Origin of the sequence: Litorivicinus lipolyticus, assembly GCF_009650135.1 — a bacterium.
Lineage (GTDB): Bacteria > Pseudomonadota > Gammaproteobacteria > Pseudomonadales > Litorivicinaceae > Litorivicinus > Litorivicinus lipolyticus.
In genome coordinates, this window is record NZ_CP045871.1 from 1,262,359 (window position 1) to 1,285,126 (window position 22,768).

At 57.4% G+C, this 22,768-nt stretch carries 24 protein-coding genes; 23 read left to right on the forward strand and 1 reads right to left on the reverse strand.

Features of this window, described 5'->3' with window-relative positions:
- The first annotated feature begins 2 nt into the window (after nt 1–2).
- The 19 genes from flgL (at nt 3) to GH975_RS06455 (ending at nt 18,432) form a co-directional block, all read left to right on the forward strand.
- On the forward strand, nt 3–1,238 hold the full coding sequence (gene flgL / locus GH975_RS06365; RefSeq protein ID WP_153713723.1) for a flagellar hook-associated protein FlgL: 1,236 nt from the start codon (nt 3–5) through the stop codon (nt 1,236–1,238).
- 300 nt (nt 1,239–1,538) lie between these two features.
- Nucleotides 1,539–2,360 carry a flagellin N-terminal helical domain-containing protein gene (locus GH975_RS06370; protein ID WP_153713724.1) on the forward strand — a complete coding sequence of 274 codons (822 nt, stop codon included), beginning with the start codon at nt 1,539–1,541 and terminating at the stop codon, nt 2,358–2,360.
- 101 nt (nt 2,361–2,461) lie between these two features.
- A complete protein-coding gene (locus GH975_RS06375; protein ID WP_153713725.1) occupies nt 2,462–3,298 on the forward strand; it encodes a flagellin N-terminal helical domain-containing protein in 837 nt (278 codons plus the stop codon).
- Between the two features lie 251 nt (nt 3,299–3,549).
- Entirely contained in the window at nt 3,550–4,371 is an 822-nt protein-coding gene (locus GH975_RS06380; RefSeq protein WP_153713726.1) for a flagellin N-terminal helical domain-containing protein, read from the forward strand.
- A 59-nt stretch (nt 4,372–4,430) separates the two neighbouring features.
- Nucleotides 4,431–5,309 carry a flagellin N-terminal helical domain-containing protein gene (locus GH975_RS06385; protein ID WP_153713727.1) on the forward strand — a complete coding sequence of 293 codons (879 nt, stop codon included), beginning with the start codon at nt 4,431–4,433 and terminating at the stop codon, nt 5,307–5,309.
- A 180-nt stretch (nt 5,310–5,489) separates the two neighbouring features.
- The gene (locus tag GH975_RS06390) at nt 5,490–6,368 is read left to right on the forward strand and encodes a flagellin N-terminal helical domain-containing protein (protein WP_153713728.1); all 879 of its coding nucleotides are present in this window, start codon (nt 5,490–5,492) and stop codon (nt 6,366–6,368) included.
- 339 nt (nt 6,369–6,707) lie between these two features.
- Nucleotides 6,708–6,983 carry a flagellar protein FlaG gene (locus GH975_RS06395; protein WP_170272572.1) on the forward strand — a complete coding sequence of 92 codons (276 nt, stop codon included), beginning with the start codon at nt 6,708–6,710 and terminating at the stop codon, nt 6,981–6,983.
- Between the two features lie 4 nt (nt 6,984–6,987).
- Nucleotides 6,988–8,358 carry a flagellar filament capping protein FliD gene (gene fliD / locus GH975_RS06400; protein WP_153713730.1) on the forward strand — a complete coding sequence of 457 codons (1,371 nt, stop codon included), beginning with the start codon at nt 6,988–6,990 and terminating at the stop codon, nt 8,356–8,358.
- Between the two features lie 93 nt (nt 8,359–8,451).
- Nucleotides 8,452–8,847 (forward strand): flagellar export chaperone FliS, encoded by a 396-nt coding sequence (fliS, locus tag GH975_RS06405; RefSeq protein ID WP_170272573.1) that lies wholly within the window; start codon nt 8,452–8,454, stop codon nt 8,845–8,847.
- A complete protein-coding gene (locus GH975_RS06410) occupies nt 8,819–9,112 on the forward strand; it encodes a hypothetical protein (RefSeq protein ID WP_153713732.1) in 294 nt (97 codons plus the stop codon). The genes fliS and GH975_RS06410 overlap by 29 nt, the downstream gene beginning before the upstream one ends.
- 68 nt (nt 9,113–9,180) lie before the next feature.
- On the forward strand, nt 9,181–10,626 hold the full coding sequence (locus GH975_RS06415) for a sigma-54 dependent transcriptional regulator (RefSeq protein WP_153713733.1): 1,446 nt from the start codon (nt 9,181–9,183) through the stop codon (nt 10,624–10,626).
- A gap of 58 nt (nt 10,627–10,684) precedes the next feature.
- Entirely contained in the window at nt 10,685–11,695 is a 1,011-nt protein-coding gene (locus tag GH975_RS06420) for an ATP-binding protein (protein WP_153713734.1), read from the forward strand.
- Nucleotides 11,692–12,990 carry a sigma-54-dependent transcriptional regulator gene (locus GH975_RS06425; protein WP_153713735.1) on the forward strand — a complete coding sequence of 433 codons (1,299 nt, stop codon included), beginning with the start codon at nt 11,692–11,694 and terminating at the stop codon, nt 12,988–12,990. Before GH975_RS06420 ends, GH975_RS06425 begins: the two co-directional genes overlap by 4 nt.
- A gap of 59 nt (nt 12,991–13,049) precedes the next feature.
- Nucleotides 13,050–13,409, forward strand: a complete 360-nt coding sequence (fliE, locus tag GH975_RS06430; RefSeq protein WP_153713736.1) for a flagellar hook-basal body complex protein FliE — start codon at nt 13,050–13,052, stop codon at nt 13,407–13,409.
- Nucleotides 13,410–13,420: 11 nt separating this feature from the next.
- A complete protein-coding gene (gene fliF / locus GH975_RS06435) occupies nt 13,421–15,139 on the forward strand; it encodes a flagellar basal-body MS-ring/collar protein FliF (RefSeq protein WP_153713737.1) in 1,719 nt (572 codons plus the stop codon).
- A gap of 2 nt (nt 15,140–15,141) precedes the next feature.
- The gene (gene fliG / locus GH975_RS06440; protein ID WP_153713738.1) at nt 15,142–16,134 is read left to right on the forward strand and encodes a flagellar motor switch protein FliG; all 993 of its coding nucleotides are present in this window, start codon (nt 15,142–15,144) and stop codon (nt 16,132–16,134) included.
- Nucleotides 16,135–16,695, forward strand: a complete 561-nt coding sequence (locus tag GH975_RS06445) for a FliH/SctL family protein (RefSeq protein WP_153713739.1) — start codon at nt 16,135–16,137, stop codon at nt 16,693–16,695.
- Complete coding sequence (locus tag GH975_RS06450; protein WP_153713740.1) at nt 16,682–17,998, forward strand: FliI/YscN family ATPase; 1,317 nt, start codon at nt 16,682–16,684, stop codon at nt 17,996–17,998. Before GH975_RS06445 ends, GH975_RS06450 begins: the two co-directional genes overlap by 14 nt.
- 23 nt (nt 17,999–18,021) lie before the next feature.
- Complete coding sequence (locus tag GH975_RS06455) at nt 18,022–18,432, forward strand: flagellar FliJ family protein (RefSeq protein ID WP_170272574.1); 411 nt, start codon at nt 18,022–18,024, stop codon at nt 18,430–18,432.
- Here GH975_RS06455 and GH975_RS06460 read toward each other — a convergent pair.
- Nucleotides 18,419–19,297 carry a GGDEF domain-containing response regulator gene (locus tag GH975_RS06460; protein WP_153713742.1) on the reverse strand — a complete coding sequence of 293 codons (879 nt, stop codon included), beginning with the start codon at nt 19,295–19,297 and terminating at the stop codon, nt 18,419–18,421. The genes GH975_RS06455 and GH975_RS06460 overlap by 14 nt on opposite strands.
- A gap of 139 nt (nt 19,298–19,436) precedes the next feature.
- On the opposite strand from GH975_RS06460, the gene GH975_RS06465 reads away from it, so the two are divergent.
- The 4 genes from GH975_RS06465 to GH975_RS06480 are packed head-to-tail and all read left to right on the forward strand — an operon-like array spanning nt 19,437 to nt 22,743.
- Complete coding sequence (locus GH975_RS06465; RefSeq protein WP_153713743.1) at nt 19,437–19,745, forward strand: STAS domain-containing protein; 309 nt, start codon at nt 19,437–19,439, stop codon at nt 19,743–19,745.
- Between the two features lie 2 nt (nt 19,746–19,747).
- Complete coding sequence (locus tag GH975_RS06470; protein ID WP_153713744.1) at nt 19,748–20,110, forward strand: response regulator; 363 nt, start codon at nt 19,748–19,750, stop codon at nt 20,108–20,110.
- Nucleotides 20,111–20,119: 9 nt separating this feature from the next.
- Complete coding sequence (locus GH975_RS06475; protein WP_153713745.1) at nt 20,120–22,213, forward strand: chemotaxis protein CheA; 2,094 nt, start codon at nt 20,120–20,122, stop codon at nt 22,211–22,213.
- Between the two features lie 14 nt (nt 22,214–22,227).
- On the forward strand, nt 22,228–22,743 hold the full coding sequence (locus tag GH975_RS06480; RefSeq protein ID WP_153713746.1) for a chemotaxis protein CheW: 516 nt from the start codon (nt 22,228–22,230) through the stop codon (nt 22,741–22,743).
- Nucleotides 22,744–22,768 lie beyond the last annotated feature (25 nt).

The following is a 22,768-nucleotide window of genomic DNA, read 5'->3' on the forward strand; positions in this document are numbered from 1 at the left end:
CCATGAATAGACTCTCGACGGCCGCATTCTTTCAACGCTCGATCGACCAAATGACCTCGGCCACCCAACGACTGGAAAAAGCACAGTCCCAAGTGGCTACGGGCAAACGCTTGCAGACCGCTGCGGATGACCCTATCGGGGCGCCTATCGCGGTCGCACTGCGTCAGGCGATGGCGCGGCGCGAGAATTTTGACGCCAACATCGAAAGTGCTCGGCGTACTTTGAATGCCACCGAAAGCAGCCTTAATGCGATCGAGACCGCGATCATGCGTTCGCGTGACCTGGCGTTAAACGCGGGCGACGGCACATTAAGTGATACCGACCGGGGCGCGATCGCGGTTGAATTGCGGTTACGAATCGACGAAATCATGAATCAAATGAACGCCCAAGACGCCAGTGGCGATTTCCTGTACAGCGGGTTCAAGACCAAGACCCAGCCTTTTGTTCGCCAACCCGATGGCACCGTGCAGTTCGCCGGGGACGGGGGTGTCCGTGAAATGCAGATCGGCTCCAATTTGTCGGTCAATGACCGAATCAGCGGTCGCAATACCTTTACGCGGATCCCTGCGCCAACCGCGGCAGCCGCAACCTTGGTGGGCGCGGGCCTTAGCCTGCAAGGCCCGGTTATCAGCGACGCCAGCGATTTTGCGGCGGTCGGGGGCGATAACCTTGAGCTTACTTTTTCCTCGGCGACGGAATTCACCGTCAAACTGGATGGGGTTGCGGTCGAGGTGTTGGTTGACGGCAGCCCGGTTGCAGCGGGCAGCAACGCATCATTTTCCAGCGGCGCGACCATCTCGATTCAGGGCGCATCGATCGAATTGTCCGGCACGCCCGCGGCCGGCAACACTGTGACCGTCACCACCGCAGCCAGCGGCCAGCAGGACCTGGCGTCTGGAATAGACGCACTGGCTGATCGTTTGGAGGCCGGATCAACTGGTTTTGCTGGGCAGTTTATCAGCAGTGACATTCAAGCCACGGTCAGCTTTTTGGACAGTGCGATGGATAAACTGAACGCCATGCGCAGCCAGGTCGGCGTGTCGCTGAACGTGTTGGACTCCGCTCAACAAAGCAACCAACTGGAGAGCATTATCGACCAAGAGCATTTGGGCAAAATTGAAAATGCTGACCTGGCCCAAGCGATCAGCGAGATGACGCTGGCGCAAACAACACTGCAAGCCTCACAGCAGACCTTTGCACGAATCAGCTCGTTGTCGTTGTTCAATTACCTGAACTAGTTCGGCCATTTAAACAGGCAAGAGCGCTGTGACTTCACTGCGTTTTTTCGCCAATAAAATATCAATATGACTTTGGTTATAACCATCCGCGCTTTATTTTTGTGATTTATTCCGTATTAATTAATGTCGGGATGATGCTCACCTGGACTTGGAACCTGAGCTTGGCAGCACCCCGCGTAAAAAAGACTTAATGATATTGCTTGTTCTGCCGAAATATTCCTTAGGCGGCCTTGGCCGACGAACTGTGTGGAAAGCGCTGGGTTGCCAGCTCATCCACAATTCGAATAGGGGAAAGACATCATGGCACTATACATCGGCACTAACTCTGCAAGCTTATCCGCACAACGCTCGCTGATCTCGTCACAAAACAATCTGCAAACCAGCTTTGAACGTCTGTCATCCGGCAGTCGTATCAACAGTGCGGCCGACGATGCCGCGGGCTTGGCGATCGCAAGCCGCTTAAAGGCACAGGCCAGCGGATTGCAGGTAGCACAGCGCAATGCCGCCAACGGCGTGAGCTTAGTCGAGACCGCTGACTCAGCCCTGGGCACAATGACGGACCTGTTGACCCGGGGCCGGGACTTGGTACTTCAATACTCAGACGGCACCTTAAGCGCATCGGACAAAACCGCAATTGACGCCGAACTGACGGACATCAACACCGAGTTGGAGCGCGTGCGCACTAAAACCAGTTTCGCAGGGGTCGACCTGTTAAACGGAGCGGTCACCACCGGTTTGGGTGGCACCAGCGTCAGCATTGGTATCGATGCGGCTGGCACGACCGTTGCCGTGGCCTTGGACACAGCCTTTGACGGTATGACCTTCGCTTCCACCGACGCCCTCAGCAACTCCAAAACTGTGGCTGCGATCGACACCTTGATCGATGAGGTCAACGCGCAACGTGCAAGTTTCGGCGCGCTGGCGAACACCTTTCAATCGGCGATTGAAAACTTGGCAGCCGTTGAACAGGGCGTGACTGCCGCCGCCGGCCGCATCATGGACACCGACTTTGCCCGTGAATCGGCGGAACTGGCAAAAAACCAGATCCTTCAGCAGGCGGGCACATCGATCCTTGCCCAGGCCAACCAATCAACGCAATCGGTGCTGTCGCTGCTTCAGTAAGCCGCATGAAGCGCCGCGACTGAGCGGCGCGCAGGGCAAGCAATAATGATGCAGGAGTGACCGCCAAATGGTCTGTCTGCGCAACCCGGAAGGAAATCAACATGGCCTTATACATTGGAACCAACTCATCGAGCCTATCGGCACAGCGCTCGCTGATATCGTCTCAGAACAACTTACAGACCAGTTTTGAACGGTTGTCCTCAGGCAGCCGTATCAATAGCGCCGCTGACGATGCCGCTGGCCTTGCGATTGCCAGCCGCTTGAAAGCGCAGGCCAGCGGTTTGCAAGTGGCCCAACGCAATGCCGCCAACGGTATCAGTTTGGTTGAGACCGCTGACGCGGCCATGGGCACCATGGTCGACCTGTTGACGCGTGGCCGCGATTTGGTATTGCAGCAAACGGACGGCACATTGTCGGGGGCTGACTTGGATGCCATCGATGCGGAGTTGTCGGACATTTCGACCGAGTTGGAACGTGTCCGCGAAAACACCAGTTTTGCCGGTGTCGATTTGCTGGACGGAACGCTGAGTTTAACTGTCGCGATTGATGCCGCGGGCACGACCCAAACGGTCGCCACCGGTGCGACATTTAATGCCTACGATTTTAACGACCCGACTAAGGACTCGTTAATTGATGCGGCGCTGGCCGCCGGTGCATCCGACGCCAACAAGACCGTGGCGGAAATCGACACATTAATCGACGGTGTTAACGCTCAGCGCGCTGAGTTTGGTGCGCTGGCCAACACCTTTCAATCCGCCATAGAAAACCTGGCGGCGGTCGAGCAGGGCGTAACTGCCGCGGCTGGACGCATCATGGACACTGATTTCGCTCGTGAATCGGCCAATCTGGCGAAGAACCAAATTCTGCAACAAGCCGGCACATCAATATTGGCCCAAGCCAACCAGTCGACTCAGTCGGTGTTGTCTTTGCTCCAATAAGCCGTTCGGCGACTGACGACGAAGCAGCCTAGGGGCTGCTTTTTTTTTGGCTCAAATATGGGCCTGAACAAAGCGCTCAACCCACCCATAAAACTAAGTATTAAATTCATATTTTAACGCAAATTGACCATTAAATTGGGCGCACGCCTAAACCTTCGGATTCTGCCGCCGTTAGCCCCCTTGTAACAGCAACGATCAAACAGTGCAGAAAGGCCCAATACTGGGTTGTCTGCGGGTTCAGGGGATTAAAGATGGCTCTATATATCGGCACCAACACATCCAGCATGGCGGCGCAGCGTTCGCTGATTTCATCGCAATCTAACTTGCGAACCAACTTCGAGCGCTTGTCGTCGGGCAGTCGCATTAACAGCGCCGCCGACGATGCCGCGGGTCTATCAATCGCCAGCCGACTAAAGGCCCAGGCCAGCGGTTTGCAGGTCGCTCAAAAGACCGCTGCGAACGGCATCAGCCTGGTTGAAACCGCCGACGCGGCATTGGGTACGATGACTGATTTGCTGACGCGTGCTCGCGACCTCGTTCTTCAATACAGCGACGGGACTCTGAGTACCAGCGATAAAGCGGCGATTGAATCGGAGCTTGGGGACATCAATACCGAGCTCACACGAGTTTACGAGAAATCCGAGTTTGCCGGCGTAAATCTACTTAACGGTGCGGGCACTGGGATTGGCGCGGCTGCCGGCGTCAACGTAACCGTCGATTCGGCGGGAACGACTGTGGCCGTAAAGCTGGAGACCGCATTTAAAGGGATGCTGTTCGGTAGCACTGACACAATAGATAAAGATAGCACTGTCACGGAAATTGACACATTGATCACCGAGGTCAATGCGCAACGCGCAGGTTTTGGCGCATTAGCCAACACATTTCAGTCGGCGATCGAGAACCTGGCGGCAGTTGAGCAGGGCGTATCCGCCGCAGCCGGCCGCATCATGGACACTGATTTTGCCCGCGAATCCGCAGAGCTGGCCAAAAATCAGATTCTGCAGCAAGCCGGCACGTCGATCTTAGCCCAGGCCAACCAGTCCTCGCAGGCCGTGTTGAGCTTGCTCCAGTAATCAGACCCAACCTTTTATGCGCCAAGCGCGAGTAATCGCACAGGCTCAAGGAGCACATCATGGCCCTTCAAATAGGCACCAATTCGTCAAGCTTGGCCGCCCAGCGCAGCTTGATTACGTCTCAATCTAACTTACAAACCAGTTTCGAACGGTTATCGTCGGGTAGCCGCATTAATAGTGCAGCCGACGATGCCGCCGGCCTGTCGATCGCCAGCCGCCTAAAGGCCCAAGCCAGCGGTTTACAGGTCGCTCAGCGCAACGCGGCTAACGGCATTTCATTGGTCGAGACCGCGGACGCGGCGCTGGGTACCATGACGGACTTGCTGACGCGGGGACGTGATTTGGTCCTGCAGTACTCAGATGGCACCCTCAGCACCTCAGACAAGTCCGCCATCGATGCCGAGCTCGCTGACATCAACACCGAACTTGACCGGGTCCGCACGAAATCTACCTTTGCCGGGGTCAACTTGTTGGACGGGTCGTTTCCGGACGGGGCGGAGGTGTCTAACCTAGGCACCGGCGTATCCATCGCCATTGATGCAGCCGGCACCACAGTGTCTGTGGCTCTGGATTCCACGTTAGGCGGTTATTCATTCACCACCGGAAACGAATCGGTCGGTGACAGTGCGGCCGCGGCGGGTGATGCCGCGCAGGCACTGACCAACGCCACCACGGTGGCCACATTTGACACCTACATGAACGCGGTTAACAAGGCCCGCGCCGAATTCGGCGCCTTGGCGAACACCTTTCAATCCGCGATCGAAAACCTAGCGGCGGTTGAGCAAGGCGTGACCGCAGCGGCCGGGCGCATCATGGACACCGACTTTGCACGAGAATCGGCGGAACTCGCCAAAAATCAGATTTTACAACAGGCCGGAACCTCGATTTTGGCGCAAGCTAACCAGTCGACCCAGTCTGTATTGAGCCTGCTTCAGTAGGCCATTGCCGGGGGCGGCTGGCGCTGTCCCCGGCTGATCGAGCTACCGATTAGAAACTGGATTTAAATGCTTGCTAAATAAATACCTAGCTTTGCCGTAAACCTTCGTAGGCAACTTCGCCTTGGTGTGCCAAAGGTCATCGATTGACCTGGGCCCGGAAGTCGTTACGGAGAGCAACGTATGGCACTTTACATCGGTACTAATTCAGCCAGCCTGTCAGCGCAGCGCAGTCTGATCAGTTCGCAAAACAACCTTCAGACCAGTTTTGAGCGCTTGTCATCGGGCAGCCGCATTAACAGCGCAGCTGATGACGCCGCCGGGCTCGCAATCGCCAGCCGCCTAAAGGCCCAGGCCAGCGGGCTTCAGGTCGCTCAACGTAACGCCGCCAACGGCATATCCCTGGTCGAAACCGCCGATTCGGCGCTGGGCACCATGACGGATTTGCTGACACGTGGGCGTGATTTGGTCCTGCAGTACTCAGACGGCACCCTCAGCACCTCAGACAAGTCCGCCATCGATGCCGAGCTCGCTGACATCAACACCGAACTTGACCGTGTCCGCACGAAATCTACCTTTGCCGGGGTCAACTTGTTGGACGGATCGTTTCCGGACGGGGCGGAGGTGTCTAACCTAGGCACCGGCGTATCCATCGCCATTGATGCAGCCGGCACCACCGTGTCTGTGGCTCTGGATTCCACGTTAGGCAGTTACTCATTCACCACCGGAAACGAATCGGTCGGTGACAGTGCGGCCGCGGCGGGTGATGCCGCGCAGGCACTGACCAACGCCACCACGGTGGCCACATTTGACACCTACATGAACGCGGTTAACAAGGCCCGCGCCGAATTCGGCGCCTTGGCGAACACCTTTCAGTCCGCGATCGAAAACTTGGCTGCGATCGAGCAGGGTGTGACCGCCGCTGCGGGACGGATCATGGACACTGACTTTGCTCGGGAATCGGCGGAACTCGCCAAAAATCAGATTTTACAACAGGCCGGAACCTCCATTCTGGCGCAGGCCAATCAATCAACGCAGTCGGTGCTGAGCTTGCTCCAGTAACGGCGCCTAGCCTTGGCCGAGATTGAGTGTTTTTTTTTTGCATTTTGGACTAAAGCCTTGGACGCGGCGGTCGTTAACAGTACTGAGGGCATGTATTTGCCTTGATGTGGCAAGTGCACAAGACGCACAGCGACGGAAGATATTTGACTGACAGCGGTCAGTGTTTTGAGAGATATGTCTCAAATGCGCTTCCCTGTAAGCCTTTAACTCTCTGGAGCCGTTCAGTTCGATCGGCACCTGATTGGCAGCTCTGGCTGTCAATTTTGACGAGGTACAATCATGAACTCCATTAACACCACTAATGTGAGTAGGGTCCCGGTCAGCAGCGCTCCTGCGGACGTGAAACCGGTAGCACAGCCTAATGTGGCGCCTACACCGGCGGACGCACCGTCGCAGATGCAGCTGGATCAAGTGGTCAGAAAAATTCGGTCGGCATTAGATCGTCCGGATCTTAAAGTTGGCCTTGCAGTCGATAACAACACCGATCGGCTGGTGATCTTGGTGACCAACCCGGACTCCGGCGAACTGATCAAGACTATTCCGTCTGAGGAAGCCTTAGCGCGCTCGGAACGCATGGAAGAAATGCGGAATCTGCTAATCAGCGACCAGGCTTAATGGTATGGCGATCGACTTTGGTAATACCGACTACAAGTCGCTGATCGCAAACCTGGTGGCGGCGGAGCGGAGCTCGCGATCATCCATCGTCGTGAGCAAAGCCGAAACCTATGGCAGCAAGGTCGATGCACTCGCGGCTATTAAAACTACCGTGTCGTCGTTGGGCGCGGCGGCCGGCAAACTGGATTCCTCGCTCGACTTTAAGAAATTCAACGTCACCACCTCGACCGACGGCTATGCCAACGTAATTTCCACCGGCTCTGCGCCGCCCAGCAGTCTAGATATCGAAGTGGTGGCGGTCGGCAAACCTTACCGTGGCTTGTCGTCATTTGACTTGGGCGGATCTGCATCGACCAGTGGCACCTTCTCGTTGACGGTTGGCACGGGGGCGAGCGAGCAAACCATTGCGATTGCCGGCGCTACGTCGCTGCAGGACCTGGCGAGCCAAGTCAACGCATCAGTAGACAATCCTGGCGTCCGCTTGACGGTGATCAACGATGCGGCCGGATCTTCAAAGTTATATGTTGAAAGTACCGAAATCGGTACCGTCAATGCCGTGACCGGGATGAGTGGAACGGGTGATTTTGGTGATCTTGGCGCGCTCGACACGACCGGTTTTGACGCGGCATCCAGCGCCTCGATCAAGGTCAACGGGGTCACCATCACCAATGACGCGAGCAACACGTTTGACAGTGCCATTTCCGGCATCACGATCGAAGCGCTTAAAGCAACCACGGGGGTGGCTGACATTCCGGCCAGCGTCCAAGTCGACGTTAGCCGAGATAAGGAAAGCGTCACCGCCGCCGTCAGCGCTTTTGTGCTGGCCTACAATGAACTTCGTTCCGAAATCCGTGAGGGCCTTAGCTACGACGTGGACACTCAGTCCGCCGGCACGCTTTACGGCGAAAGCCGTATCAAGCAATTAGAGCGCGAACTGACGGCATTAATGAGCAACACCTTTGGCCTGACCGGTGGCGACTTTACCAGCGCTACACAGCTTGGCATCAGCTTCGATAAAGCCGGCAACCTAACGCTAGATACTGACAAGCTCGACAGTGCATTGGACACCGACTTCAATGAAGTGGTCGCCATGTTTGCCGGCGCCTCGTCGGGCCAAGGGGTCACCGAGGGGTTGGCCGACGTATTCGCCGACATGGCCGATCGATACAGCCAATTTAATGGCTACCTAGACAGCCGCCGCACGGCACTGCTGGACTCACTGGACCAGCTTCAATCCAAGCAGGACCGCATCGACCTGCAGTTACTGGGCTATGAAGCCGTGCTGGTTAAGCAGTTCGCGGCGCTCGAAGCGCTGCAGTCTCAGATCGAGGGCACGTCAAGCTTTCTCGACAGTCAGTTCAACGGTACAGACTAATTTAGTTGTACCTGAGTGGCAGTTCGCGCTTAAGCAAACACCGGGTTCGCCGATAACCTTATTACGCAAACTAATGACTCAGGAGTCGCTCACGTGACTGGAACACTTGCAGCCAAGGCCTACTCGAATGTAAATGTCAGCAGCCAATCGGGGGCCAGCAAATCGCGTTTAATCTTAATGCTATTAGACGGCGCTCTTGCGCGAATGGGCGCGGGTGAAGCGGCAATCCAGCGCAAGGACTTCGAAGCCAAGGCGACCAATTTGACCCGGGCGATGGACATTACGCTGGCATTGAAAGCGAGCTTGGATATGGAATCAGGCGGCAAGTTGGCCAGAAACCTCAAAAACGTATACGACTTCGTCGAACGGACTTTGCTACTGGTAATCGCACGCAACGACCTCGAAAAACTAGCCCAGTGTCGCCTGCACCTCAACACTATTCGCGAAGGGTGGGTCACGGTTGTCGATTCTGAACTTAACCCAGGCTAAACGCGCATTGGTCGACATGCTCATTTGTGTCGATAAAAATGAGCTGGACCAAGCGGCCAGGCACGATTCGGATATCGTTCGCTACCTGACTGGATGCGACAAATCCGCCCCGGAAATACGCCAGTTTGTTTCTGATCTGATGTCCGCCTACGAGCGATTGCAGGGGCAACTTAGCGCCGCCGCTATCGACGCGCGGGCCGAGACGCTTCGATCAACAAAAGCCAAGAAATCGGTTACTGCCTACCAAAAAGCGTCACGGTACTAGGTTTCAGCGTCAACCTTTTGACAATCCTTAACTGACTGCTAGATTCAAATCATAACTAAGGAAGGTCAATGGCCCACCAACATGCACTCTTGCTGATCGACAACGACGCTGCCAGCGCACGTGACCGCTCCTTGCTCATGGACTTTGTCGGTGAATCCTATGCACTCGCCGAATCCCATAATTGGGAAGAGTGCGCGGCGCCCATCGGCGGCATTGAAAACGTCCGCATGACCATCATTAGCCGCGTTTCACATTCAAAATTGGCGCCACTGCTGACTGCGATTTTAGACGCCGACCCGACCATGCCGTTCGTCCGCATCGGCGATCATGACCTATCCGGCGTCTCGGACCCGGTCAGACGTGCCTGCATCGCACGGATTGACGAAAAAGGCGGGTACAACCAATGGGTCGACGCCACCCACCGCGCCCAGGTCTACCGCGAACACCTGGCACGCGCGGCTAGCACCGAACGCCGCGAAGTGCACCTGTTTCGATCCTTAGTCGGCACCAGCCGCGTCATCTGCGATGTCCGTGAAATGATGGGCCGAGTCGCCGATTCCGACGCCACCGTCTTGGTGTTGGGTGAATCCGGCACCGGCAAGGAAGTCGTTGCGCGCAACCTGCACTACAACAGCAGCCGCAAAGACAAACCCTTTGTACCGGTCAACTGCGGGGCGATACCGGCCGAGCTGCTAGAGTCCGAACTGTTTGGTCACGAAAAGGGCGCCTTTACCGGGGCCTTCAGCGCGCGGACCGGGCGTTTCGAGCTGGCCCAGGGCGGCACCTTATTTTTAGATGAGATCGGTGATATGCCGCTGACCATGCAGGTCAAGTTGTTGCGGGTTTTGCAGGAACGCACCTTTGAACGCGTCGGCGGCAACAAGGTCATCAAGGCCGATGTGCGCATTATTGCGGCCACTCACCGCAACCTGGAAGACATGGTCCGCGACGGAAAATTCCGCGAAGACCTGTATTACCGCCTTAACGTATTCCCAATTGAAATGCCGGCATTGCGTCAGCGCACCGAGGACTTGCCACTGTTATTGCAGGATCTGATGCGACGGCTGGAAACCGAGGGCCGTGGCAGTATTAAATTTAACAGCGTGGCGCTAATGAGCCTGACCCACCACGCCTGGCCCGGTAACGTGCGCGAGCTGGCTAACCTGATAGAGCGGTTGGCGATCATGCATCCGTATGGGGTCATTGGCCTCAAAGAATTGCCGACCAAGTTCCGTTATATCGAAGACGATGATGCCGAAGAAGCGGCCATTATTGAGGCGGCCAAGACTCAGGGCGCGCGCGCCTCGGTCAGCACCGATCCCAGCGCCGGGCACACCTTGCCGGTCACTGGCATGGACTTGAAACACTACCTGGCGGACATTGAAAAGACCCTGATCGAGCAGGCCCTGGACGACGCCCACGGCGTTGTCGCACGGGCCGCCGAGCGTCTGAAGCTGCGCCGAACTACGCTGGTCGAAAAAATGCGCAAATACGAACTTAGCGCCGAAAAATAGACTGGCACGCATCCTGCTTTGACATTGCCTAAGTATCCGATTTTTGACGGGGTAGGGAATGTCCAATTTAGCAGTGCTGACACCGACGCAGTCCAACTCGCGCTTCGATTCGCTGATCCATGTATTGCCCGACGCGGTATTGGTGGTCGGTGCGGATGGTCGTGTTGAGCAACAAAACCCAGCCGCGTTTGAATTGCTCGGCACCAGCCTCCTCGGTGACCTGTGGTCCGACGCGATCGGCCACTTATTCGCCCCCAAGCCCGATGATGGCCACGAAATATCCTTGGCCAATGGCCGCCAGGTGTCCCTGAAAACGGTTGCGCTCCCGGCCGGTGATGGTCAGCTGGTGGTCATGACGGACATGAGTCAAACCCGAGCGCTGCAACGCGCGCGCGCTCATCAAGACCGGCTCGCGCAGATGGGCCAGATGGCCGCGTCCTTGGCTCACCAAATTCGAACACCGCTATCGACAGCGATGTTGTACGCCGAACAATTAAATGCGCCACACCTGATGGCCGACCAGCGTAAACGCTTTGCCGGCCGGCTGTCCGCCAGCCTCAGCGGCCTGTCGGCGCAGCTGGACGACATGCTCAGCTATTCCCGGGGCGAGTTAAAACGTGACGATAGGCTGAGCGTTAGTGAATTTTGGCGCGCACTGCGCACCAGCATTGGCAGTCAGTTACCCGCCACCGCACGCGCCACCTATGCGCTGGATGACAGTTTACGCCCGATTCAGATCGCCAAAAGCGCGCTGACCGGTGCACTGCTCAATCTGGTGCGTAACAGCATTCAAGTCGCCGACGGGCGGGGCCGTCTGTTGCAGCTAATGCTGCGTGGGCGGATCGAGGGCGACACCTTGGTGCTGACCTTGACGGATAACGCCGGCGGCCTGCAGGGGATTAATGCGCGCGAGTTGATGCAGCCCTTCAAAACAGCCCGTAAGGGCGGTACGGGTTTGGGGCTATGTGTCGCCGACGGCATTATCCAGGCCCACCAAGGCAGTCTGCACATCCGCGAGATCGGTGATGGCGTTCGGGTCGACGTGCGTGTGCCGCTGGAGGTTGGATGAGCCGCATTCTATTGATCGAAGACGATCCGGCTTTAGCCGAGGCACTGTCCGACATACTGTCAATCCAAGGCCATAGGGTCGATCATTGCGACACCGTCAGTGCCGGGATCGCGGCGCTGGGCGAAGCGGACTTGGTGTTGAGCGATATTAATTTGGGTCACGGGCCGGATGGCTTTGATGTACTGCGCGCCGCCGCAACCGCTGCGCCGGGCACACCGGTGGTGTTAATGACCGCCTACAGCGACGTCCGCGGGGCAGTCAATGCGATCCAACTCGGCGCGCGCGATTACTTGGCCAAACCGTTCAAACCCTCAGATCTGGCGCGCATCATCGAGCGCCATACCCATGCCAGTCAAAGCGAGCCGATCGCCGCATCTGAGGCGGCGAAACAGGTGCTGCTATTGGCCAAACGTATCGCCGCCAGCGACGCCACCGTCATGGTCAGCGGCGCGTCCGGCACCGGCAAAGAGGTCCTAGCGCGCTATGTCCACCAGCACTCCAAGCGGGCCGGCCAACCCTTTGTCGCCATCAACTGCGCGGCGATTCCGGACAACCTGTTAGAGGCGACCCTGTTTGGCTACGAAAAAGGTGCTTTTACCGGCGCAGTCAAACGCATGGCCGGTAAGTTCGAACAGGCCTGCGGCGGCACCTTGCTGCTGGACGAGATCACCGAGATGGATATCGCACTGCAATCAAAATTGCTACGGGTGCTGCAAGAACGTGAAGTCGAGCGACTTGGGTCAACCCAGCCGATAGCGGTTGACGTGCGCATCATTGCCACCAGCAACCGGGTGCTGGCGGACGCGGTTAGTGACGGAGTGCTGCGCGAAGACCTCTATTATCGCCTGAATGTAATGCCGCTGGCGTGGCCGGTTTTGGCCGAACGCCGGGGGGACATTGAGCCTTTGGCACAACACTGTTTGGCCAAACATGCGGCCCAATCCGGTGTTCCCCAGCCAACCTTGAGCGCCGCGGCGATTCGCCGTCTGATTGCCCATGACTGGCCGGGCAATGTGCGCGAACTGGACAACGTCATGCACCGCGCGCTGGTGCTGTCGGTCAACGGCGTGGTTGAGGCTGCGGATTTGCTGATGGATTCGGCGCCCGTCACCGCCAACGAATCGGCACCCGTTGAACTGGCCCAGTCCAACCAGCTGTCCGAGTGGCACAGTCTAAAAGCCGCGCTGATCGCCGAGAACGGACGCAAAGAACGCGCCGCGCAACGGTTAGGTATCAGCCCACGCACGCTGCGCCACAAACTGGCGAAATATCGCGAGCAGGGCATGACCCTCTAAACTTGGCACACAACCTGCATTGTTCTGACTACGAGAGAAAACCGTCAGGAGAATGACACATGGTTGAACGCGCCGACATTTCTAGTGTGTTAACCCAGATCCGGAGCATGCAGTCGCAAATGCCGCGACCCGAGGGCGTCACCTCCCCGATCAAACCGGGCGTCAACGGTGTCTCTTCGACGCAAAAAACCAACGCTCCCGGGTTCGGTGAAATGATGACGAATGCCATCAACGAAGTGAACGGCCTCTCAAAATCCTCTGGCGAACTGCAGAACTCGTACATGCGCGGTGACGAAGGTGTCGACCTGGCGCGCGTTATGATCGCGATGAACAAATCCAGTGTCGCCACGGAAGCGCTGATCCAAGGGCGTAATCGCCTGGTTCAAGCATACGAATCCATCATGAAAATGCCCATTTAAGGATCTGACCCATGGCTGCTAACTTGAACGAAGCGTCCTCGCCTGACTTCTTATCCGGGCTTGGAAACCTGACACTAATTCGCCAGCTGGGTCTGATGATCGGCTTGGCGGGCGCCGTTGCGCTGGGCGTTTGGGTGGTCATGTGGAGCCAAGAACCGAGCTGGCGCCCGCTGCTGCGAGACATTCACACCACGGATTCGGCCGAAGTCACCTCGATTTTGGCCGGCCAACAAATTCGCTACAAAATCGATGGCAACGGCCAGTTGCTGGTTGACGAAGGCGGCTTTCACCAGGCTCGAATCGCCTTGGCCGGTGCTGGCATCACCGATCAACGCGACCTCGGCTTTGAAATCCTTCAGCAAGACAGCGGATTTGGCACCAGTCAGTTCATGGAGAGCGCCCGTTACTTACGTTCCATCGAAGGGGAACTGGCGCGCACCATCTCGTCGTTCCGTCAGGTTCGTGGCGCCCGCGTTCACTTGGCGGTGCCGCGTCAGTCGGTGTTTGTACGTGACCGTCGTCCGCCCAGCGCCAGTGTGTTTTTGGAACTTGCCGGTAGCACACCGATCTCGAACGGCCAAATTCAGGCGGTCGTCAACTTGGTCGCCAACTCCGTCCCCGAACTGACGGTAGATGCCGTCAGTGTGGTCGACCAGCGCGGCCGTTTGTTAAGCGCGCAATCCGATGACCCAGGCATTCAGTTGGCGGCACGTCAATTGAAGTACCAGCAAGAGGTTGAGGATCGTTTGCGCTTGCGCGTCGAATCGTTATTGAACCGGATTGTCGGCGCCGAACGTTTCCGGACGGAGTTAACCGTCGCAATGGACTTCACCCAGGTCGAAACCGCGGTCGAAAGCTACGATCCCACCAAATCCGTGGTCCGCAGCCAACGCCTGGTCAGCGAGGGCGGGGTGTCGACGTCAACGGTCGGGGGCATTCCCGGTGCACTCAGCAACCAGGTTGGGGAAGAACCCGTTGAAGGCGAAGCCAATGCCGACGGCGCCGCACCGATCGCGCAGACCGTCGCATCGCAGTTCAACAGCGGCGTTCAAACGGGAACTGACGGTAAGTACGAAGAGGTCAAAAACTTCGAACTCGAACGCCAGATGACCTACCGCCGCGGCCAACAAGGGCAGATTTTGCGGATGTCGGTGGCCGTTGCCGTTGATGACATTGTTTCAGTCGACCCGGATACGGGCGAAACCCTGCGTGAGTCCTGGACCAAGGCAGACCTTGAGCGCTTGGAGCGTTTGGTACGTGAAGCGGTCGGCGTCAGCGAAAATCGTGGTGATACGCTGAGCATTGAGAACACCCCATTCGCAGCGCTGCCGGAGGAGCTGGAACGCGCCGAGACCCCGATTTGGCAGCAGCCGTGGGTATTGAACCTGGCCAAACAGGGTGCGGGTGCTTTATTCGTATTGTTCCTAGCCTTTGGCGTGCTGCGGCCATTCCTGAAGCGAGTCACTGAAGTCGGCTCGGCTGGGATGATGGTGCCCGCAGGCGCTGGCGCTGGCATGGCCGGGGGAGGCTCCATGGGCGGCGGCGAATCCGCTGCGGCCAACCCGAACAACTTGTTGGGCCTACCCGGCCCCGACATCAAAGAAGCTGACGTTGACTTGCCCGGCCGCAATTCGGGATACGAAAAACAGCTCGACGCGATTCGTTCCCTGGTCGCCGAAGACCCCGGCCGTGTTGCCCAGGTCATCAAAGAATGGACGATTGAGGACTAACCATGTCAGCACGCATTGAACAAGCAGCGATTCTGCTGATGACCCTAGGCGAATCGGACGCCGCGCAGATCCTTAAACAGTTGGGGCCCAAAGAAGTCCAGGCCGTGGGCGCCGCGATGGCCTCGTTGGGCAGCATCCAGCGCAGCCAAGTCCAAGAAGTAATGGGCGATTTTTTAGAGGCCGTCAGTAACCAGACCGGCTTGACCAGCGAATCGGACACCTTTATTCGCAACATGATGACCGAGGCCTTGGGCAGCGAAAAAGCCAACGGCCTGATCGATCGCATCTTGGTCGGTGCCAACACCAAGGGTTTGGACACGCTCAAATGGATGGACTCGCGTGCGGTCGCCGAGCTGATTCGCCACGAGCACCCCCAGATCCAAGCGATTGTGGTGAGCTACTTGGATCCGGACATGGCCGCCCAGGTGCTGGGTGTGTTTGACGAGCGTGTACGTGTGGACTTGATCATGCGCATTGCCAATTTGGACCAAATCCAGCCCCAGGCCCTGCAAGAACTCAACGACATTTTGGAAAAGCAGCTGAGTGGCAACAGCGGCAATGCGACGACCTCGATCGGCGGCATCAAAACCGCAGCCAACATCATGAACTTCGTCGACAGTGCCGTCGAGGCCAGCATGATGGAGCAAATACGCGAAGCGGACGAACCGCTGGGCGACCAAATCCAAGAGCTGATGTTTGTGTTCGAAGACCTCAAGAACATCGAAGATCGTGACATGCAACGGCTGCTGCGTGACGTCAACAACGACGGCCTGTTGTTGGCGCTTAAAGGCTCGGACGACGAACTTAAGGCCATGGTGTTCGGCAACATGTCCGAGCGTGCGGCTGAAATGCTCAAAGACGACTTGGAAAACAAGGGCCCGGTCAAAGTGTCCGAAGTCGAAACCGCCCAAAAAGAAATCCTGACGCTGGCACGCAGATTGGCCGACGATGGCGAACTCAGTCTAGGCGGCGGCAGCGGCGAGGACATGTTGTAAATGTCACGCTTTGAATGGCCGTCGATCGGCGCCGACGGCCGCGTTATTGAGCGGCCCAGGTCGCAAGCGACCCAATTGCGGCCACCGACGGCGGACGAGCTAGAAGCCGTCTACGAGCAAGCACGGCGCGAAGGCCATGCCCAAGGCATGAGTGAGGCCGCGGTCGCCGCAGAGCAGGCCCAGGCGGCGCAGCTGCAAACACAGCAACAGGCCTTTGAAACAGCCTTGGCCGAGGGCATTGCTAGGATTAATGAACAGATCGAACGTGACGACATGGCGCTGCGCAGTTCGATCGAATGGCTGTGCCGCGAAACGGTCGAACAGGCGCTATTGAATGTATTGTCCGAACCCGAATCCATGCCGACGCTGGTCGATGCTCTGTTGCAACAAATTCCCGGGCGGACCGACCCACTGACCGTGTTTGTGCACCCCGACCAGGCCCACCGGGTCACCGGTGCCGTGGCCGATCCGGGCCTGGCCAGTTTTGCCATACGCATTGAAACTCAAGACGCGTCGCTGGAGCATGACCCAATGGCGGCGGTACACGATGAGCCGAACTGAGCGAATCGCCAGCACCTTGCCGGTTAGTCTGGCGGTGCGGTCACCACACCAACGCGGCAAACTGAGCCGCCTGATTGGTTTAAGTTTAGAGGTACGCGGCATCCGGTTGGCGCTCGGTGACCGGATCCTGATCGACGCCCAACCCAGGCCCGTGCGCGCCCAAGTGGTCGGGTTTCGGGACGACACCAGCATTGTTATCCCAATGGACGATGCCAGTGGGTTGACCCCTGGGGCAGCAGTGACCCTTGACGGCGATGCCGGGTCAGTCCACCTAGGCATGGGTCTTTTGGGCCGAGTGGTTGATGCCGAAGCGCAGCCCATCGACGGACTCGGCCCGATCACCGACACTCACCCCGAGTCGTGGCTGACGCCGGCGCTGAATCCGCTGACCCGTAGCCCGATCAATCAAGCGCTGGACGTCGGTGTCAAAGCCATCAACGGCTGCCTGACCATTGGCAAAGGCCAACGGATGGGGCTGTTTGCCGGATCCGGCGTCGGCAAGTCGGTGCTGATGGGCATGATGACCCGCTTTACCGAGGCCGAAATTGTGGTGGTCGGATTGATTGGCGAACGCGGCCGCGAAGTGCGTGAGTTTGTCGAGGACGCCCTGGGCGAGCAGGGCCTACGCAAGGCCGTGGTCGTTGCCTGCCCGGCCGACGCCTCGCCGCTACTGCGCTTGCGCAGCGCCGAGCTAGCCACGCGGATTGCCGAGTATTTTCGCGATCAGGGCGCACATACGCTGATGCTGATGGATTCACTGACGCGTTTTGCCCAGGCCCAACGCGAAATTGGCTTGGCGTCGGGCGAGCCACCGACGACAAAGGGCTACCCGCCCAGCGTATTTGCCAAACTGCCGGCACTGGTCGAACGTGCTGGCAACAGCGACAGCGCCGGATCGTTGACGGCGATCTATACCGTTTTGACCGAAGGCGACGACCAACAAGATCCGATCGCCGATGCTGCGCGGGCGATCCTAGACGGCCACATCGTGCTGGATCGTAAAATTGCCGAAACCGGTCAGTACCCGGCGATCGACATTGCCCAGTCCATATCGCGGGTGATGCCAAAGATCACCACCCCCGAGCACGCCAGTGCCGCCATGCGCGTCAAACAATGGTTGGGGGCGTACGAATCACGCCGTGATTTGATCGATGTTGGCGCCTACCAGCGCGGTGCCGACACGGTGGTCGACCAGGCCATCGTCAAACTGCCGGCGATCCGAGAGTTTCTGGCCCAGCCGATGAATCAAGGCAGTGATTTCGAACAGACCCAGCAGCAGCTGCAAACGCTGGTGTTGGGGTAGTGGACCCCAAGCGCCTTGAAAAGTTGAGGTGGCTCGCGGAATTGCGTGTCGACAAAGCCGCACGCCAACTTGCAGAGCACCAGCAGCGGATACGCGAGACGACCCAACAAATTGAAGATTTTCAACAATTTAAAGCCATGAGTGAAGCCCCATTACGGGAGCATGAAACGCTCAATGCGGCGGGACTACGGGCACGCCAAAATCGTTTGGGCTTCTTGAAAAAACTGGAGTCGGCGATCGAAGCGAGCGCGCGAAAGCTTGATAACCAACGCAGCGACCACGACCGCGCCGAGGACCTGTGGCGGCTGCAACGCCAAAAAGAGCAGGGCTTGGAGTCACTGGTCGACAGCGCACGCGACGCACTGGAACGCGCTGACACCCAACGTGCCGATCGGGACGCCACCGAACAGTGGCGACATACTAGGCCACGCTAACTTGGGCGGCGCTGACATCCAATAGGTCCGACAATGAATCGAACTGTTCAGCATTCATCGACAGCACCGTCCCTTTAACTTCACAGTCCGCCATCACGTCGCGGGCCTGAAACAGGTCGTGGTGGTCATCCCACCATTGCTGGGCGTCATCCAGTGCGCACGGCCAGCAGACAATAAACTCGTCGCCATCGATACGGCCGTATACCGATCCTTCGGGTGCGTTATCAATCAGCGCATGCCCGATGCTGACCAGAATGCGGTCACCATAATCGACGCCATTGGTGTGATTGATTTGCTCCAACTCCATGACGTCCGTTCGGATCAGGCTGACCGGTTGGTCGTCACGCCGGCAATCACGCCACAGCCGCAGCAGCTTTTCGATCAAAACCGTTTTGCCTGGCACGCCGGTTAAGGGATCGTTGCGGTAACTAGCCAGCTGGGCCTGAGCCGACAATAGGTCACGGCGCATATTGCTGATGCGCGACATGGCCACCAGTTTGGCGCGCAATACGGTCGGGTTAATCGGTTTGGTCAGGTAATCGTCGCCGCCGGCTTCTATGCCGCGTTCGATCAGTTCGGCTTCTTGGCGGGACGACAAAAACACAATCGGAATCCAGTCGTTCGCCAACCGCTCACGCAGCGCCCGGGTTAGCTCAAAGCCGTCCATACCTGGCATCTCAACATCCACCAGAACCAGGTCAATCCGCTTTTCGGAAAAGTACTGCAGCGCGGCGTCGGCATCGCGTGCTGTCAAGGCCCGGTGACCCAGTTCGCGTAACACCGCGCCGATCAAGTGGCGCATGGATTTGCTGTCGTCAACGACCAGTACGTTCATGGCGCGTTGCGTGAGGGTAGCGTCGGACATGCTGTTTTTCCTGAGTAATACTGATCGTAACCACTCCACAGGTTAGCACCGGGCTGACCGCGGGGAGATTTTTTCCTCAAGTTAACTAACGCCAGGCCGATTACTGTCTAGTCTTAGACAAAATCAGTTAGGAAGAGCCATGGCAGCGGTCGAAACGATCAAGCTTGAAAAGCAACTACAGATCATGCTGGTTGAATCGCTTCACGAGGAACTCGAGGAGCTGATCAACGGCGGAGCCGAGCTTGAAATCGATGGATCTCAAGTAGAGCGCTGCGATACCGCAGCCCTGCAGTTATTGGTTGCCGTGCAAGCTTCGCTAACCGGCCGTGACAGTGAAATTCGTTGGACCGGTGTGTCGGAGCCCCTTTTGGATGCCGCGCGCCGCCTGGGTCTGACCAACGCTTTAAACCTATCTGAAATTCGCGCTGAAGCGCACGAGGACAATTAATAATGGCTACGATTTTGGCAGTGGACGACTCGGCATCGATGCGTCAGATGGTCACCTTTACCCTAAAAGGTGCTGGATTTGATGTGATTGAAGCCGTGGACGGCGTCGAGGCCCTCTCCAAAGCCCAAACAGCGAAGGTCGACCTAGTATTGACGGACGTCAACATGCCCAACATGGATGGTATCCAGTTGGTCAAAGAACTCCGCGGTCTACCGAGCTTCAAATTCACACCCATGCTTATGCTGACGACCGAGTCAGCTGGTGACAAAAAAGCTGCGGGCAAGGCGGCCGGCGCGACTGGCTGGATCGTTAAGCCTTTCAACCCCGATCAGCTACTGAACACCATCAAGCGGGTCCTAGGTTAAGGAATCCCCATGTCGGTTGATATGTCGCAGTTCCATCAAGTGTTCTTCGAAGAGTCACTTGAAGGTTTAGACATCATGGAACAAGGTCTGTTGGCCCTTGAACCAGGCAGTCAGGATCTAGACACAATCGGTGCGATCTTTCGCGCCGCTCACAGCATCAAGGGCGGAAGTGGCACCTTTGGATTTAGCGAAGTCGCTGAATTCACCCACATTCTGGAAACCTTGTTGGACGAGATCCGCGACGGCCAACGGCTGTTAACCGGCGACGCCATTAACCTGTTCCTACAGTCGGTTGACTGCTTGCGGGCCATGTTCGATGCCCTGCAGACCGAGTCACCACTGGACATGGAAAGCGCACACGCGCTGAACAAACAGTTTCAAGCTATGCTCAATGGCGAGGCCGTAACCGTTGATACGGGTATGGGCAGCGAGCCGGTCCCGACACCGGCCACGGCGGCGGATAGCAAAGGTCAATCCGGTGTTCGGGGGTGGGTGGTGACCTTTAAACCCGACCTTGATTTGCTTCGGACCGGTAATGAGCCCGTCCGGATGTTCCGCGAACTGGAAGTCTTTGGCGAGGTCACGGCCCGCTGCGATCTGAGCAAACTACCGTCCTTAGGCACGCTGACTCCCGAAGAATGCTACCTGTCTTGGACGCTGGAAATCGTCACCGATGAAGCGCTGGAATCGATCAAAGAAGTCTTCGAGTGGGTTGAGGACGAATCAGACCTGACTTACGCCGCCTTGGGCGACCACGATAGCCCCGATCAGGCTACCGAGGTCTTACAGCCGGCACCTGCGGCCATTGAACCTCTGGACGCTGCGCCGGCGCCCGCGCTTGTTGATGACGCTAGCCGGACCCAAGCGGCGGCCGCTGTCGTGAAAGCTAACAGCGGCAAAAAGGCCGACACCTCGATTCGGGTATCGACCGACAAAATTGATGCGCTGATCAACATGGTGGGTGAGCTGGTGATTACCCAGTCGATGCTCGGCACCTTGGGCGAAAGTTTTGCCATGGCCAACCTGCACAAGTTGCAGCAAGGGCTAGAACAGCTCGAGCACAACACCCGTGAACTGCAGGAATCAGTCATGCGCATCCGCATGCTGCCCATCAGCTTCACCTTTAACCGTTTCCCGCGTTTGGTGCGTGACATGTCCCAGGCCATGGGCAAAAAGATCGAACTGATCATGGACGGCGAGGGCACCGAGCTCGACAAAACCGTCATGGAAAAAATCGGCGATCCGCTGGTGCACTTGGTTCGCAACTCGCTGGACCACGGTATCGAGATGCCACAGGATCGCTTGGATGCCGGCAAGCCAGAAACCGGACAGATCAAACTGAACGCCTTTCACCAGGGCGGCAGCATCGTGATCGAGATCAGTGATGACGGCAAAGGCTTGGATGCGGACGCCATTTTAGCCAAGGCGCGCCGCAATGGGTTGGTCGGCCCGGACCAAGAATTGTCGTCCAACCAAATCCACGAGCTGATTTTTGAAGCCGGCTTGTCAACCGCAGCGGCCGTCACGGACGTCTCCGGTCGCGGTGTCGGCATGGACGTAGTTCGCAAGAATATCAACGAGTTGGGCGGCGGAATCGAGATTGAATCGGCCAAAGGTGTCGGCACGACGATGCGCGTGCGATTGCCGCTGACACTGGCAATTTTGGACGGCCAGTTGGTCCGAGTTGGCACTCACACCTACATCTTTCCCATCATCAACATTATCGAGTCGTTGCAGGTTAAAACCGAGCAAATCAACCAGATTGCCGGCGGCGCCGAGGTCATGCGACTGCGCGATGAGTACATCCCAGTCGTCCGTCTTTACGACGTCTTCAGCATTACAGCCGACAGTACGCGTCTGGAAGACGGTTTGGTCGTAGTGCTTGAATTTGACAACGAAAAGGTCGCCATCGCGGTCGATGATCTGTTGTCACAACAACAGGTTGTGATCAAAAGTTTGGAAACGAACTACGAGAAGGTCGATGGCGTCAGCGGCGCGACCATTTTGGGCGACGGCACCGTCGCCATGATTTTGGATGTCCAAAGCCTGATTCGCATGGCCGGCGTCCGTCAAAGCCACATTCAGCGGACGATCAGTCTGTGAGTAAGGAGAATTCGATGGAAGCAGCAGCTGCCGAACGGAAAGCCAACGGCGTTGCCGGGGCACTGGAGCAGTACCTAACCTTCATGCTGGATGGTGAAGAGTACGGCGTTGATATCTTGAGCGTTCGTGAGATTCGCGGCTGGGATTCAGCAACCCCGGTGCCCAACGCGCCCAAACACGTTAAAGGCGTGATCAATCTGCGCGGTACCATCGTTCCGCTGATTGATTTGCGCGAGCGGTTCAACTTGGAACCGCTGGACTACGGGCCAATGACCGTGGTTATCGTGTTGAACGTCAACACCGAAAAAGGCGAAAAAACCATGGGGATTGTGGTCGATGCGGTCAGCGACGTTTACAGCATCAGCCCCGACGACATGCGTGATCCACCAGATTTGGGCGACAGTGTCGATACCCACTACATCAAAGGCTTGGTCAACGTCCAAGAAACGATGGTCATCCTTTTGGAAATCGATCGCTTTCTAAATGCCGACCGCCTGCCAACGTCCAGCGACTACGCCGCCGAGGCCTAGACTCAACGCAGCAGACAACAAAGCC

Excerpts from the sequence above, each read along its gene's own strand:
- flgL (WP_153713723.1), top strand. The coding sequence starts at position 3 with ATGAATAGACTCTCGACGGCCGCATTCTTTCAACGCTCGATCGACCAA.
- GH975_RS06370 (WP_153713724.1), top strand. The coding sequence starts at position 1,539 with ATGGCACTATACATCGGCACTAACTCTGCAAGCTTATCCGCACAACGC.
- GH975_RS06375 (WP_153713725.1), top strand. The coding sequence starts at position 2,462 with ATGGCCTTATACATTGGAACCAACTCATCGAGCCTATCGGCACAGCGC.
- GH975_RS06380 (WP_153713726.1), top strand. The coding sequence starts at position 3,550 with ATGGCTCTATATATCGGCACCAACACATCCAGCATGGCGGCGCAGCGT.
- GH975_RS06385 (WP_153713727.1), top strand. The coding sequence starts at position 4,431 with ATGGCCCTTCAAATAGGCACCAATTCGTCAAGCTTGGCCGCCCAGCGC.
- GH975_RS06390 (WP_153713728.1), top strand. The coding sequence starts at position 5,490 with ATGGCACTTTACATCGGTACTAATTCAGCCAGCCTGTCAGCGCAGCGC.
- fliD (WP_153713730.1), top strand. The coding sequence starts at position 6,988 with ATGGCGATCGACTTTGGTAATACCGACTACAAGTCGCTGATCGCAAAC.
- GH975_RS06415 (WP_153713733.1), top strand. The coding sequence starts at position 9,181 with ATGGCCCACCAACATGCACTCTTGCTGATCGACAACGACGCTGCCAGC.
- GH975_RS06420 (WP_153713734.1), top strand. The coding sequence starts at position 10,685 with ATGTCCAATTTAGCAGTGCTGACACCGACGCAGTCCAACTCGCGCTTC.
- GH975_RS06425 (WP_153713735.1), top strand. The coding sequence starts at position 11,692 with ATGAGCCGCATTCTATTGATCGAAGACGATCCGGCTTTAGCCGAGGCA.
- fliE (WP_153713736.1), top strand. The coding sequence starts at position 13,050 with ATGGTTGAACGCGCCGACATTTCTAGTGTGTTAACCCAGATCCGGAGC.
- fliF (WP_153713737.1), top strand. The coding sequence starts at position 13,421 with ATGGCTGCTAACTTGAACGAAGCGTCCTCGCCTGACTTCTTATCCGGG.
- fliG (WP_153713738.1), top strand. The coding sequence starts at position 15,142 with ATGTCAGCACGCATTGAACAAGCAGCGATTCTGCTGATGACCCTAGGC.
- GH975_RS06445 (WP_153713739.1), top strand. The coding sequence starts at position 16,135 with ATGTCACGCTTTGAATGGCCGTCGATCGGCGCCGACGGCCGCGTTATT.
- GH975_RS06450 (WP_153713740.1), top strand. The coding sequence starts at position 16,682 with ATGAGCCGAACTGAGCGAATCGCCAGCACCTTGCCGGTTAGTCTGGCG.
- GH975_RS06460 (WP_153713742.1), bottom strand. The coding sequence starts at position 19,297 with ATGTCCGACGCTACCCTCACGCAACGCGCCATGAACGTACTGGTCGTT.
- GH975_RS06465 (WP_153713743.1), top strand. The coding sequence starts at position 19,437 with ATGGCAGCGGTCGAAACGATCAAGCTTGAAAAGCAACTACAGATCATG.
- GH975_RS06470 (WP_153713744.1), top strand. The coding sequence starts at position 19,748 with ATGGCTACGATTTTGGCAGTGGACGACTCGGCATCGATGCGTCAGATG.
- GH975_RS06475 (WP_153713745.1), top strand. The coding sequence starts at position 20,120 with ATGTCGGTTGATATGTCGCAGTTCCATCAAGTGTTCTTCGAAGAGTCA.
- GH975_RS06480 (WP_153713746.1), top strand. The coding sequence starts at position 22,228 with ATGGAAGCAGCAGCTGCCGAACGGAAAGCCAACGGCGTTGCCGGGGCA.